At 73.1% G+C, this 12947-nt stretch carries 11 protein-coding genes; 5 read left to right on the top strand and 6 right to left on the bottom strand.

All coding sequences use genetic code 11. The annotated features are described in order from the left end of the window. Window positions 1–85: 85 nt before the first annotated feature. The 5 genes from ACFP3U_RS08680 to ACFP3U_RS08660 all read right to left on the bottom strand — a co-directional run bounded on the left by ACFP3U_RS08680 (window position 86) and on the right by ACFP3U_RS08660 (window position 4909). Window positions 86–1261, bottom strand: a complete 1176-nt coding sequence (locus ACFP3U_RS08680; protein ID WP_380224698.1) for a 3-deoxy-7-phosphoheptulonate synthase — start codon at window positions 1259–1261, stop codon at window positions 86–88. Window positions 1262–1296: 35 nt separating this feature from the next. Further along, window positions 1297–1785 carry a PhzA/PhzB family protein gene (locus ACFP3U_RS08675; protein ID WP_380224697.1) on the bottom strand — a complete coding sequence of 163 codons (489 nt, stop codon included), beginning with the start codon at window positions 1783–1785 and terminating at the stop codon, window positions 1297–1299. A 360-nt stretch (window positions 1786–2145) separates the two neighbouring features. Further along, the gene (locus tag ACFP3U_RS08670; RefSeq protein WP_380224696.1) at window positions 2146–3411 is read right to left on the bottom strand and encodes an NAD(P)/FAD-dependent oxidoreductase; all 1266 of its coding nucleotides are present in this window, start codon (window positions 3409–3411) and stop codon (window positions 2146–2148) included. Further along, a complete protein-coding gene (locus ACFP3U_RS08665) occupies window positions 3411–3734 on the bottom strand; it encodes a 2Fe-2S iron-sulfur cluster-binding protein (protein ID WP_380224695.1) in 324 nt (107 codons plus the stop codon). The genes ACFP3U_RS08670 and ACFP3U_RS08665 overlap by 1 nt, the downstream gene beginning before the upstream one ends. Window positions 3735–3985: 251 nt before the next feature. Further along, window positions 3986–4909 carry a LysR family transcriptional regulator gene (locus ACFP3U_RS08660; RefSeq protein ID WP_380224694.1) on the bottom strand — a complete coding sequence of 308 codons (924 nt, stop codon included), beginning with the start codon at window positions 4907–4909 and terminating at the stop codon, window positions 3986–3988. Between the two features lie 235 nt (window positions 4910–5144). Here ACFP3U_RS08660 and ACFP3U_RS08655 point away from each other — a divergent pair, with 235 nt between their 5' ends. From ACFP3U_RS08655 to cydC, 4 genes are all read left to right on the top strand, one after another. After that, on the top strand, window positions 5145–6440 hold the full coding sequence (locus tag ACFP3U_RS08655) for a cytochrome ubiquinol oxidase subunit I (protein ID WP_380224693.1): 1296 nt from the start codon (window positions 5145–5147) through the stop codon (window positions 6438–6440). A gap of 60 nt (window positions 6441–6500) precedes the next feature. After that, the gene (locus ACFP3U_RS08650) at window positions 6501–7568 is read left to right on the top strand and encodes a cytochrome d ubiquinol oxidase subunit II (protein ID WP_380224692.1); all 1068 of its coding nucleotides are present in this window, start codon (window positions 6501–6503) and stop codon (window positions 7566–7568) included. A gap of 125 nt (window positions 7569–7693) precedes the next feature. After that, the gene (gene cydD, locus ACFP3U_RS08645) at window positions 7694–9409 is read left to right on the top strand and encodes a thiol reductant ABC exporter subunit CydD (protein ID WP_380224691.1); all 1716 of its coding nucleotides are present in this window, start codon (window positions 7694–7696) and stop codon (window positions 9407–9409) included. Next, a complete protein-coding gene (gene cydC, locus ACFP3U_RS08640) occupies window positions 9406–11253 on the top strand; it encodes a thiol reductant ABC exporter subunit CydC (RefSeq protein WP_380224689.1) in 1848 nt (615 codons plus the stop codon). The genes cydD and cydC overlap by 4 nt, the downstream gene beginning before the upstream one ends. A gap of 76 nt (window positions 11254–11329) precedes the next feature. Here the strand turns inward: cydC and ACFP3U_RS08635 are convergent, their stop codons facing one another. Next, window positions 11330–11992: a DUF4097 family beta strand repeat-containing protein gene (locus ACFP3U_RS08635; RefSeq protein ID WP_380224688.1), complete on the bottom strand. Its 663-nt coding sequence runs from the start codon at window positions 11990–11992 to the stop codon at window positions 11330–11332. A gap of 235 nt (window positions 11993–12227) precedes the next feature. Between ACFP3U_RS08635 and ACFP3U_RS08630 the strand changes: the two genes are divergently transcribed. Next, window positions 12228–12947 carry a helix-turn-helix domain-containing protein gene (locus ACFP3U_RS08630; RefSeq protein ID WP_380224687.1) on the top strand — a complete coding sequence of 240 codons (720 nt, stop codon included), beginning with the start codon at window positions 12228–12230 and terminating at the stop codon, window positions 12945–12947.

Here is a 12947-nt window from a genome sequence, read left to right as displayed (position 1 = left end):
GGTTCTTTGCTTGATGCGCGGATGTGAGTGGGGCGCGCAGAGCGGGGCGGAGTACGGAGGGTGCGCGCGGTGGCGGACGGACCGGTCAGACGGTCCAGGCCGACACCACGGCGACGGCCTGGGCCGGGTTCAGCCGGGGGTCGCAGCACGAGGTGTAGCGCTCGCCGACGGAGTCGAGGTCGGCCTCGGTCGAGGCGCACTCGGTCACGTCGTCCGGAGTGGTCTCCAGGTGCAGCCCGCCGGCCACGCCGCCCGCGGCGCGAACGGCCTCGACGAAGCGCGAGACCTCCAGCGAGACGGTCTCCACCAGACGCGTCTTGTACCCGCCGGGTGCCGTGACGGTGTTGCCGTGCACGGGGTCGCTGAGCCAGACGACGGGGTGGCCCGCACCGCGGACCGCGTCGACGAGCTTCGGCAGCCGGTCCGAGACCGCGTCGACGCCCATCCGCGCGATGAGGGTGAGACGGCCCGGGTCGCGCCACGGGTCGAGCTTCTCGCACAGGGCGAGCAGCTCGTCGGGCTCCATGCCGGGGCCGACCTTGCAGGCCACCGGGTTGGCCACCTGGGACAGCAGGGCGACGTGCGCGCCCTCCACCTGGCGGGTGCGCTCACCGATCCACGGCCAGTGGGTGGAGCCCAGGAACAGCCGGCCCTTGTCGTCGACGCGCAGCATCGGCATCTCGTAGTCGAGCAGCAGGGCCTCGTGGCTGGTCCACACCAGCGGCTCGACCACGTCGCGGCCGGCCGCGCGGTCGCGCCAGCCGAGGTGCTCGACGATGTCACCGGCCGCCATGTAGCCGGTGAGGATGCGCAGCGGGTCGGGCCGGCGGATCTCCGGATCCGCCTCCGGACCGTTCACCATGTGCCCACGGAAGACCGGAAGTTCGACTCCGTCGATGACTTCGGTGGGGTTGGAGCGGGGCTTGGCGAACTGCCCGGCGATACGACCCGCCCGGATGACGGGCTTTCCGGTCCGAAGACCGAGCGTCCCGGCGAGCAGGTCGAGCAGCGCGGACTTCCGCGCCACATGTTGACGTGTGCATTCCTGAGGATCCTCGGCGCAGTCCCCGGACTGCAGCACGAGGGCTTCTCCGAGCGCCACTTTTCCCAGCAGGGTGCGCAAGGTGGCCAGGTCGTCCGGCTGGACCAGGGTGGGGCGTGAGGCGAGAGCCTCACCCACCCGATTGACCTGGGGAAGGTCGCCCCATTCGGGTTGTTGCAACGCCCCGCGGATACGAATCTCCCGTATAACGTCTTCCACGACGTACTCCGATCCGGCGGTATGTTTTTGATTCGTCAGGTGGGTATTCCGGTCCGCTTGATTTCCGGGACCGGAATTCCGAGGGCGCGCAGCTGCTGGAACGGGTTCATGAACTCGCGCTGCAGCTTGATCTTCCCGTTCTCGAACTCGAACGAGTGGATGAAGTGGTTCTCGTAGTAGCCCTCGGGATAGTCGCCGAAGAGGATCTTCCCGCGCCCGTCGCACTCGACCCAGAAGCGGTTCGGGTCCTGGGTCTCGAAGATCTGGACGTTGTACCACTCCCAGTCCGGGAAGCACTTGAGCGACCACACGGCGTGCTCGCCCAGCCGGTCCCGGCCGTGTGTGGCGACCGGGGAGCCGGTGTCGGTGGTCCAGAGGCCGCCGACGCCGTCCTCGGTGAAGAGCTCGTGCCGGCTCAGCCGGTCCTGGCCGAGGGTGCGCATGTACCGCTCGACGACCGCCCGGTTGAGGCTGCGCAGCTCGGCCTCGTCGGCGAATCCCTGCGGGCTGACGGATTCAGGCACGGTGGTATCCCCTGTTTGTTATTCGGACGAGTGAATGAGCAAGCAAGCGATCTTGTTTGAATCCTGCCTCACCGGCGGATGTTTCCGCAACAGTGGCCTATGAACTAAGTGTGAAGGTTCGGACCCGGCGGGCCCGGTCCCGCCATGGCCGAAAACTGTCCGGCAATAAAAAAACGGTTGTTCTTTGGGGGCTCATTCGGAAGCAGTGGGGCCGGTGTTTTCGGAATCCTTTGTTCCGTTGCCCGGCGCCGGCGCCGCGGTGCGTCGCGGCGGGCGCGGGGCAACGAGTACCGGCCACAGCGGGCCGACCGGTCGGTTGACCGGTCGGCCCGCTGGTCATCCCACTGCTCAGCCCGCCGGTCAGCCCACCGGTACGACGGACCCGCCGCGGTGGCTCGCGAGGTGGTCCCGGAGCGTGAAGCCGGGGACGGCGGCGTCGGCCGGGTTCAGCGACACACCGCGGTCCAGGAGCTGCCGGGCCGCGAGGTGGTCGGTGGGCCGGTTGACCGACTCCACCGCCTGCAGCTCGCCGCCCCGGAACAGCAGCACCGAGAAGGCGTCCGGGTCCTCGCCGAGCACCACCTCGGTGTCGTGGCCCTCGTCCAGGCCGGCGATCTGCACGGTCGTCGCGAACTGGTCGCTCCAGAACCACGGCAGGTCGCGGTAGCCGCGGGCCTCGCCGGTCAGCCGCGCGGCCACCAACTCCGCGTGGCCGACGGCGTTCTGCACCGACTCCAGCCGCAGCCGGTTGCCCGAGCGCACCTGCGGGAACGCCGCGCAGTCGCCGATCGCCGAGATGTGCGGGTCGCTGGTCACCAGCTGGGCGTCGACGACGATGCCGCCGCTCACCCGCAGGCCGGCCGCGGCCGCCAGCCCGGTGCGCGGGATCACCCCGATCCCGGCCAGCACCAGGTCGGCCGGCAGCCGGGCGCCGTCGGCCAGCTCCACCTCGGCGACCGCGCCCCGGTCGTCGCCGTGCAGCGCGGCGACCCCCTGGCCGAACACCATCCGGGAGCCCTCCCGCCGGTGCAGCCGGGTGAAGTGTTCGGCGGTGCGGGCCGAGACCACCCGGGCCAGCGGCCGGTCGAGGGCCTCGACCACCGTCACCTCGCAGCCCGCCCGGCGGGCCGCCGCGGCGAACTCCAGGCCGATGAACCCGGCCCCGACCACCACCGCGTGCCGGGCCGCGCCGAGCGAGGAGCGCAGCGCGGCGGCGTCCTGCGCGGTGCGCAGGGTGTGCACGCCGCGCAGTCCGGCGCCCGGCACGCCGAGCGTCCGCGGGGTGGCCCCGGTGGCCAGGACGAGGTGGCCGTACTCGAACACCGAGCCGTCGGCCAGCCGGACGGTGCGGGCGGCCGGGTCGACCGCCGTCACCGATCCGGCGACCAGTTCGATCGACTGGCGCGCGTAGTAGCTCACCGGCCGCAGCCACAGCTGTGCCTCGTCCGCCTCCCCCTTGAGGTAGGCCTTGGACAGCGGTGGTCTCTCGTAGGGGAGTTCATCCTCCGCGTCGATGAGGACCAGACGTCCGCGGTAACCGTGTTCACGCAGTGAGGCGGCCGTCTGGTAGCCGCCCTGGCCGGCTCCGACGATGACGACCGATGCGGGGTGCGCGTCCTCGGTCATCACTTCTGCCGCTCGGGCAGGTGCACGATCAGGCCGTCCAGGGCCTCGGTGACGGTGAGCTGGCAGCTGAGGCGGCTGTTGGGGCGACGCGGGCAGGCGGTGAAGTCCAGCATGTCGTTCTCGTCCGGCCGGATCGGCTCCGGCTTGTCGAGGGTCGCCTCGTCGACGTAGACGTGGCAGGTGGCGCACTGCAGGTTTCCGCCGCACTGGGCGACGATGCCGTCGATGTCGTTGAAGACGGCGCCGCGCATGACGCTGGTGCCGGCGGGGACGTCGACCGTGCGCTGGGCCGCGTCCACGGCGACATACGTGATCTTGGGCATGACGAAGCTCCTCGATGGCGCTCGGACACGCGCACGAGGGCACGCCGAAACACGAGCACCGGTGAAGTGACGAATGGAGGTGGGACGACGCCGCCGATGGTTGCCGCAGGACCGCGCTGTGCCTGCCAACCCGCCATCTCATACCGGCCATTCGGACACGCGACGCCCTCGGCCAGGGACACGGCAGCGCGCTTGAGCGTAGCAAAGGAGCCCGGGGCACACCAGGATCGATCATCCGCGCGCCACGGCGCTCAGACCGACTCGCGGCCGAGCCGGGGATCTGGCCGACGGTGCGTCATCAGAGGCCTGCTGGTGGTGAATTCACGGAACCGGCGGGCCGCCTCGGAGAGGTAGGCGTCCCGGTTCCACACCAGGGTGAGCACCCGGTAGCAGTTCGGCGCGGCCACGTGCACCCAGGCCACCGGGACGTGCGACTCGGTGCCGGCCAGCCGGGACATCGCCGGGATGAGGCCGATGCCGAGACCGGTGCTGATCATGTCCTGGCTGGCCCCGGGCTCGTCCCCCTCGCAGGACAGCCGCGGGGTGAGCCCCTCGGTGGCGAACAGCCGGTCCAGCAGGGCGCGTTGCCAGTTGCCGCGGCGGGTGGTGACGAACGGCTCGTCGGCGATCTCGGCGATCGTGACACTCTCCCGGCCGTCCAGCCAGTGCCCGCGGGGGACGGCCAGCAGCACCTCCTCCCGCAGCAGCTCGACGGTCTCCAGGTTGGCGGCGGCCAGCGGCTGCGAGGCGACGCAGAAGTCGACCTCACCGGCCCGCAGTTGGCGGTCCATCTCCTCCACGTTCGACTGGAAGAGCCGCACCTCGGCGCCGGGGAAGGCGGCCCGGAAGCTGCCCATCAGATGGGCCACGGTCAGCAGGGTCTCGGAGGCCACCCCGACCCGGCCGAGCCCGGTCTCCCGGGCCTCGCTCAACGCCCGCCGCCCGTCGTCGAGTTCGCTCAGCGCGCGGTCGACGTGCCGGAGGAACACCGCGCCGTACTGGTTGAGCCGGATCCGCCGGCCCTGCCGGTCGAAGAGCGGCGAGCCCAGCTCGGCCTCCAGCCGGGCGATGGTGCGGCTGAGCGAGGGCTGGGCGACGTTCAGCTCCTCGGCGGCGCGGCTGATGTGCTCGAAACGGGCGACGGCCTGGAAGTAGCGCAGTTGCAGCAAATCCACGGTTCACCTCTGCTGATGCCTGACGGGTTATCCATACATAGCAAAACCGGTCTTGGAAGGCATAAGCACTTCTCACCTAACGTCCTCGGTGGGGTTCGTCGTACAGGTGGCGGGCAGCGATGCCCGCCACCTGCACAACGCGAAGCGAGGAACCCTCCCCCTTACCCTCTCCCCCCTTCCACCCCATCCGTCCGCCGACCCGGAGGCCAACCGCGCCCCCCAGGAAGGTCGCATCATGAGCGCTGCGGATCTGGCCCGACTCCAGTTCGCGGCCACCACCAGCGTGCACTGGCTGTTCGTGATCCTCACCATGGGGCTGGTCCCCATCGTGGCGTTCATGCACACCCGCGCCGCGTACACCCGGGACCTCGCCAAACGCGCGATCCGGGAGCGCATGACTCGCTTCTGGGGCCAGCTCTACGTCATCAACTACGCGGTCGGCATCGTCACCGGCCTCGTCATGGAGTTCCAGTTCGGCCTCAGCTGGAGCGGACTCAGCAAGTTCGCGGGCAACGTCTTCGGCGCGCCACTGGCCCTGGAGACGCTCATCGCGTTCTTCGCCGAGTCCACCTTCCTCGGCATGTGGATCTTCGGCTGGGGCCGGCTGCGCCGCGGCGTGCACGTGGCGCTGATCTGGCTGGTCGCGCTGACCGCGTACCTCTCGGCGTTCTGGATCCTGGTCGCCAACGGCTTCCTCCAGCACCCGGTCGGCTACGAGGTGCGCGACGGCGCCGCCTACCTGACCGACTTCGGGGCGCTGATCACCAACGCCAACGCCCAGGTGGCGCTCGGCCACATCGCGCTCGCCGCGCTCACCACCGGCGGCATCTTCGTCGCCGGCGTCAGCGCCTGGCACTTCGCCAAGGGCACCAAGGAGACCGAGCTCTTCCGGAGCTCGCTGCGCCTGGGCGTCTGGGTGAGCATGCTCTCCTCCTTCTTCGTCATCATCGTCGGCAACCTGCAGGTGCCCGTCATCGAGCGGACCCAGCCGGTCAAGGCCGCGATCCTGGCGGGCGGCGACGTCGCCGCGGCGCAGGCGCAGGCGGTCGCCGAGCACGGCCCCGGGAACTACGTGGCCTGGGAGAGCTGGGTGAAGAACTCGATGGACCTGATGACCCTCCTCGGCAACACGGTCTCGACCATCACCTTCATCGCGGTCTTCCTGCTGATCAAGGACCTGCTGGTGCGCAAGCGCTGGCTCGCCTACCTGATGACCGCGATCATCCCGCTGCCCTTCATCGCCTCGGTCGGCGGCTGGGTGGTGCGCGAGATCGGGCGCCAGCCGTGGCTCGTCTACGGCGAACTGACCGTCGACGACGCCCTCTCGAACGTCGGCAAGGGCTCCCTGATGGTGTCCTGCACGGTGTTCATCGCCATCTTCCTCGCCCTCGCGGTGACCAACTGGACGCTGATCACCCGCTTCGCCCGCCGCGGTCCGGACGGCGCCCAGCTCGGCGCCGGCGACCCGCTCACCGACGAGCTGCCCGGTGCGGGCGGCGCCGACGAGAAGCAGCCGGTCCCGGCCTTCTGAGCCGGCCGACCGCCCCCGCACCGCGATGAACTCCCCTGACGTGACGGAAGGTTGGGCTACATGAGCCTGGAGACCCTCTGGCTGGCCCTCCTCGGCCTGCTGCTCGCCGGCTACTTCGTGCTCGGCGGCTACGACTACGGCACCCAGATGCTGTCGCCGTTCCTCGGCTCCGCCGACGGCGGCGGCCGGCCGGACGCCCGACCGGGCGGGCCGAACGCCGAGCCGGGCGGGCAGAACGCCGAACGGAACGCCGCGCTCGACGCGATCGCCCCGTTCTTCCTCGGCAACGAGGTCTGGCTGGTCGCCTTCGCCGGCGTGATGTTCGGTGCCTTCCCGCACCTGGAGGGCAGCCTGCTCTCCGGCCTCTACCCGCTGATCGTGGCGATCCTGGTCGGCCTGGTGCTCGGCAACGCCGCGATCCAGCTGCGCGGCCGGTCCCGCAGCCCCCGGGCGGTCCGCCGCTGGAACGCCCTGGTGGTGTTCGGCGGCGCCCTGCCCGCCGTCTGCTGGGGGATCGTGGTCGGACTGCTGCTGCACGGCGTGCCCCGTCGGGCGGACGGCTCCTTCCACGTCGGCCTCGGCGAGGTGTTCTCGCCGTTCGCGCTGACCTGCGGGGTGGCCACCGCCCTGCTCTTCGCCGGACACGGGGCGGCCTTCGTCGCGCTCCGCTCGGAGCCCGAACTCGCCGCCAACGCCCGGCGGTTGGGCGCCACCCTGATCGCCGCGGCGGGCGCCGCGGGCGCCCTCGCCCTGCTGCTCTCGGTGTTCGGGGTCGGCGCCTCGATGACGAAGACGGCCACCTCGGCGGTCCTGTTCGCCCTCGTCGTGGCGGCCCTCGGAGCCGGCTGGTGGTACCTGACCCGCGGGAACGACGTCCTGGCCTTCGCCGCCACCTGCGTCGCGACCGCGCTGCCGGTGCTGCTGATCGGGGCCGGCCAGTACCCGTACCTGCTGTCCGCCTCCTCCGGCGGCGGGATCACCGTCGACGAGGCCGTCGCCGACGGGGCCACCCTGAAGCTGCTGATCGGGTTCGGCGTGGTGATCGTCCCGGTGATCCTCGCCTACCAGGCCTGGAGCTGGTGGGCGTTCCGCGGCCGCACCGGCCGACGCCACCCCAGCTACTTCTGACCGACGGGCGTCGGCCGGCAGCCGAACCGCTGCCGGCCGACGGCCGTTCGGCGTGACGAACTGTCCGACGCGACGAACCGTCCGGCGCGACCAACCGTCCGGCGCAACCACGGGAGGACCACGGGATGAAGCCGGTCGAACGCCGCCTGCGGCGCGAAATCCCGGCGCTCCGGCGCCACTTGACCATCTCCACCGGACTCGCCCTGCTGGGCGCCGGGCTCGTCCTCGGCCAGGCCGAACTCCTCGCCGGCCTGCTCGCCGACGGCTTCGCCGGGCGCGGCCCGTGGACGGCGGCACTCACCGCGCTCGGCACCGTCCTCGCCCTGCGCGGCCTGCTGGCCTGGGCCCGCGGCGCCCTCGCCCAGCAGGCCGCCGCCGAGGCCAAGCGCACCCTGCGCGACCGCATCGCCGAACGGCTGCGGGACACCGGCCCCCGGCGCCTCGCCGCCGGCCGGCACGGCGAGACCGCCACCCTGTTCACCCGCGGCCTCGACGCCCTGGACCCGTACATCACGGGCTACCTGCCCACCATGGCCGCCACCGCCGTCGTCCCGCTGGTGGTCGTGGTCCGGCTCGGCCTGGCCGACTGGACCTCCGCGCTGATCATCGTGATCACCCTCCCGCTGATCCCGGTGTTCGGCGCGCTGGTCGGCCTGCACACCGCACAGCGCACCGCCCGGCAGTGGCGGCTGCTGGCCCGGCTGGGCGGCCACTTCCTGGACGTCGTCGCCGGGCTGCCGACGCTGCGCGCGTTCGGCCGTGAACGCCACCAGGTCGGCGTGGTCCGGGAGATGGCCGACGCCCACCGGCGGGCCACCATGCGCACCCTGCGGGTGGCCTTCCTCTCCTCCCTCGTCCTGGAGACGGTCGCCACCCTGTCGGTGGCCCTGGTCGCCGTCCCGGTCGGGCTGCGGCTGCTGGGCGGCGAACTCGACCTGCGCACCGCCCTGGTGGTGCTCTTCCTCGCCCCCGAGGCCTATCTGCCGCTGCGGGCGGCGGGCGCGGCCTTCCACGACAGCGCCGAGGGCATCACGGTGGCCGAGCGGGTCTTCGCCGTCCTCGACGGCGAGGAGGACGGCGCGGACGGCGGTCCTGCGACGGGCGCCGGGTCCGTTCCAGTCCCCGACGCCCGCACCGCCCGGCTGCGCCTCGACGGGGTCACCGTCCACCACCCCGACCGCGCCGAACCCGCCCTCGCGGCCGTCTCGCTCACCGTCCACCCCGGCGAGCACCTGGCCCTGGTGGGCCCGAGCGGCGCCGGCAAGTCCACCCTGCTCGCGCTCCTGCTCGGCTTCGTCACCCCCGGATCCGGCCGGGTGCTGGTCGACGGCACCGACCTCGCCGCGCTCGACCCCGAGGCCTGGCTCGCCCAGGTGGCCTGGGTGCCGCAGCGCCCGCACCTGTTCGCCGCCTCCGTCGCCGACAACATCCGCCTCGGCCGCCCCGACGCTACCGAGGACGAGGTCCGGGCCGCCGCCCGGGCCGCCGCCGCCGACGGCTTCGTCGAGGCGCTGCCGCAGGGCTACGACACGGTGCTCGGCGAGCACGGCGCCGGACTCTCCGCAGGCCAGCGCCAGCGGATCGCGCTGGCCCGCGCCTTCCTCAAGGACGCGCCGATCCTGCTGCTCGACGAGCCGACCGCCCACCTCGACCCGGAGAGCGAGGCCGCCGTCACCCGGGCCACCGCCGAGCTCATGCGCGGGCGGACCGCGATCGTGGTCGCCCACCGGACCGGCCTGCTGCCGCACGCCGACCGGATCCTCACCGTCCGGGCGGGGGTCCTGGAGACCGCCCCGCCCCGGCCGGACGCCGCGGACCTCGCCGGGCTGGTCCGCTCATGAGCCGCCCCGCCGCGAGCGGCCCGACCGCCGCGCCCGCGCCCCGCCCGCTCGCCCCCGGAGCCCCGATGCCCGATCCCGCCAATCCCGCCAGTCCAGCCAGTCCAGCCAGTCCAGCCGATCCCGCCGCCCCGGCCCGCCGCCCGGCCACCCCCGGCTCCCTCGCCGCCCGGCCGACCGTCCGACTGCTGGGCCACCTGCTGCCGCACTGGCGCCGACTGCTGCCGGCCGTCCTCGCCGCCGCCGGCAGCGAGCTCAGCGGCGCCGCGCTGATGGCCACCGCCGCCTGGCTGATCACCCGCGCCGCCGAACAGCCGCCGATCTCCGCCGTCGCCGTCGCCATCGTCGCCGTCCGCGCCCTCGCCCTCGGCCGGGGCACCCTGCGCTACGCCGACCGCCTCCTCGGGCACGACGGCGTGCTGCGCGCCGTCGCCGGCTTCCGCGCCCGGGTGTACGAGGCGCTAGTCCCGCTCGCCCCGGCCGGCACCCCCGCCTTCCGCAGCGGCGACCTGCTGACCCGCCTGGTCGACGACGTCGACGCCGCGCAGGACCTGCTGCTGCGGGTGCTGATCCCGGTCACCGCCGCCGGCCTGGTCGCCGCGGCCGCCACCGGCACCGCGCTGGCCCTGCTCCCCCCGGCCGGGCTGCTGCTCGGTGTACTGCTGGCCGTCGCGGGTCTGCTGGTGCCCGCCCTGGTGCTCGCGCTGTCCCGCCGGGCCGGCCGCGCGGAGAAGGCCGCCCGCGCCGAACTCGCCGCGCTCACCGTCGACCTGACCCGGGGCGCGGCCGACCTCGCCGCGTACGGCGCCCGGGGCCGCGCCCATGCCCGGACCTCGGCGGCCACCGCCCGGATCGCCGCCCTGGAGCGCCGCCGGGCCCTGACCACCTCGCTCGCCGCCGCGGTGATCCTGCTGTTCCAGGCGGCGGCCACGGTCGCCGTCACCTGGCTCGGCCTGCGCGCGCACGCGGACGGCCGGCTGCCCGCCGTCCAGCTCACCGTCCTCGCGGTGCTCGCCCTGGTCTCCTTCGACGCCCTGGCCGCCCTGCCCGCCGCCGCCCGCCGGCTGGCCGACGTCTGGGCCTCGGCCCGTCGCCTCGCCGACCTGATGGACTCCCCGGCCCCGGTCACCGACCCGGCCGACCCGGCCCCGCTCCCCGTCGACGGGCCGCTCGGCGTGGAGATCACCGACCTGCGAGTGCGTCACCGCCCGGACGGACCGGCCGCGCTGGACGGCGTCAGCCTGCGCCTGCCGCCCGGCCGCCGGGTCGCGCTGGTGGGCGCCAGCGGCTCCGGCAAGTCCACCCTGATCGCCGCGCTGATGCGGTTCGTCCCGTACGAGGGCGGCAGCATCCGGGTCGGCGGGCGGGAACTGCGGGACTGCGCGGGCGCCGACGTCCGCCGGGTGATCACCGGCATGACCCAGGACGCCCATGTCTTCCACACCACGATCCGGGCCAACCTGCGGCTGGCCCGCCCCGAGGCCACCGACGGGGAACTGCGCGAGGCGGCCCGCCGGGCCCGGCTGCTCGACTGGATCGACTCCCTGCCCGACGGCTGGGAGACCATGCTCGGCGGGGACGGCGCCACCATGTCCGGAGGCCAGCGCCGGCGGCTGCTGCTCGCCCGCGCCCTGCTCGCCGACCCGCCGGTGCTCGTCCTGGACGAACCCACCGAGGGCCTCGACCCGGACACCGCCGCCGCCGTTCTCGCCGACGTCCTCGACGCCACCCGCGGCCGCACCACGCTCCTGATCACCCACGACCACGCCGCCCTCGACGCGGTCGACGACGTCCTCACCCTCGCCGACGGCCGACTCGTGCCGACGCCCACGGCCGTGGCCGCCTGACCCGCCCCGCCCGCCGGGGGGCGGGTGGGGCGCACACTCCCCGGGGGCCCTGTCCGCTTCACCGGCCGCGTCCGGTTCAGAGGCTGCGGGCGGTGATGTCACCGTGCGCGGTGGTGGCACGGATCGCGAGCTCGGCGGCGCCGTCGTTGCGGAGGGCGTTGTCGACCCGGCCGTAGCCGGTGCCGGCGTCCAGCGCGGCCGAGACACCGGCGGCGGCGGTCACCGCGATGTCGCCGGACTGGGTGCTGAGCACCACGGCGCCGCGCACGGCCTCGGCGATCCGGATGTCGCCGCGGGCGGTGCTGACCTCCGCCGGGCCGTTGAGCCGGCCGATCTCGACGTCCCCGTCGATCGCGGTGAGGCGGACGCTCGCCGCCTCGTCGATCTTGATCCGGCGGTACGCGCCGTCGAAGGCGAGGTCGCCGAGGCGGCCGACGGCGCGCAGCTCGGCGCTGTCGGACCTCGCCTCGACGCCGGAGCCGACGGGCAGCTGCACGGTGATCTCCACGGCGCCGGCGGCACCGACGAGCCGGCCGCCGGGCGCGGTGCGGATCCGCAGGACGCCGTCCGTGTACTCGACCGTGGTCTGCTCCGCGCTCCGGACGTCGCGGCCCTTGGCCGGGTCGGCGGGCCGCACCTCGACGGTGGCGTCGGCACGGTCCGCGGCGATGAGCTGGACGCGCCCGGCGGCGATGTCCAGGACGGCGCTGATCGGGGCGGTGGTGGCGAACTTCTGCATGGTGGTGATCTCCTGTGGAGGTCGTTCCGCTGTCGTTTTCGACATCGCAAAAGCTACGTTGCGTTCGATTATCCGGCAATTGGCTTGTTGCGCAAAACATGCGTCAGTGCAGGTGAAAGCATGAATATCGTTGCAACAAATCATCTTTCAATGCAACGTCAGGCCCATTGATCGTTGCATTGATGGTGTGTGAACGCTATGCTGCGGACGCCGGATCGACGTGAAGGGAGACCCCGTGCCGGGAGGCCGACTCACCCAGCAGGAACGCCAGCAGATCGCCCTGGGGGTGGCCGACGGGCTCGCCTACGCGGAGATCGCCAGACGCCTGGAGCGCCCCACCTCGACCGTCACCCGCGAGGTGATGCGCAACGGCGGCCCCACCGCCTACCGCGCCGACCTGGCCCACCGCGCCACCGAGCGCCGCGCCCACCGGCGCCGGCAGGCCGCCCCCCGCGGGCCGCAGCCGCCCGAGCAGACACCCGGGCGCGACGCCGAGGCCGTCCGCGAGTACGAGGAGGCGTTCACCACCCTGCTGATGCAGCAGGGCCTGCCCAAGATGATGGCCCGGGTGCTGACCTGCCTGTTCACCTCCGACGCCGGCAGCGTCACGGCGGCCGAACTCGTCCAGCGCCTCCAGGTGAGCCCGGCGTCCGTCTCCAAGGCGGTCGCCTTCCTCGAAGGCCAGGGCCTCGTCCGCCGCGAACGCGACGAACGCCGGCGCGAGCGCTACCTCGTCGACGGCGACGTCTGGTACCAGTCGATGATCGCCGCCGCCCAGGCCAACGCCCGGTTCGCCGAGACCGCCCGGCAGGGCGTCGGCATCCTCGGCTCGGGCACCCCGGCGGCCGTCCGGCTGGAGAACATCGCCCGCTTCATGGACTTCGTCGGCGAGAGCATCAGCCGCGCCGCCGAGCAGGCCCGCGACGTCCTCCACACCAAGCCGGAGCCCCACTGA

The sequence above is a fragment of the Kitasatospora misakiensis genome, from assembly GCF_042656005.1.
Classification (GTDB): Bacteria; Actinomycetota; Actinomycetes; order Streptomycetales; family Streptomycetaceae; genus Kitasatospora; species Kitasatospora misakiensis.
The sequence above is the reverse complement of the archived record's forward strand: the minus strand, read 5'-3'. Positions and strand labels throughout refer to the sequence as shown.

Coding starts and splice junctions, on each gene's coding strand:
- ACFP3U_RS08635 (WP_380224688.1), bottom strand. CDS start 11,992: ATGCAGAAGTTCGCCACCACCGCCCCGATCAGCGCCGTCCTGGACATC.
- cydC (WP_380224689.1), top strand. CDS start 9,406: ATGAGCCGCCCCGCCGCGAGCGGCCCGACCGCCGCGCCCGCGCCCCGC.
- ACFP3U_RS08670 (WP_380224696.1), bottom strand. CDS start 3,411: ATGACCGAGGACGCGCACCCCGCATCGGTCGTCATCGTCGGAGCCGGC.
- ACFP3U_RS08665 (WP_380224695.1), bottom strand. CDS start 3,734: ATGCCCAAGATCACGTATGTCGCCGTGGACGCGGCCCAGCGCACGGTC.
- cydD (WP_380224691.1), top strand. CDS start 7,694: ATGAAGCCGGTCGAACGCCGCCTGCGGCGCGAAATCCCGGCGCTCCGG.
- ACFP3U_RS08650 (WP_380224692.1), top strand. CDS start 6,501: ATGAGCCTGGAGACCCTCTGGCTGGCCCTCCTCGGCCTGCTGCTCGCC.
- ACFP3U_RS08655 (WP_380224693.1), top strand. CDS start 5,145: ATGAGCGCTGCGGATCTGGCCCGACTCCAGTTCGCGGCCACCACCAGC.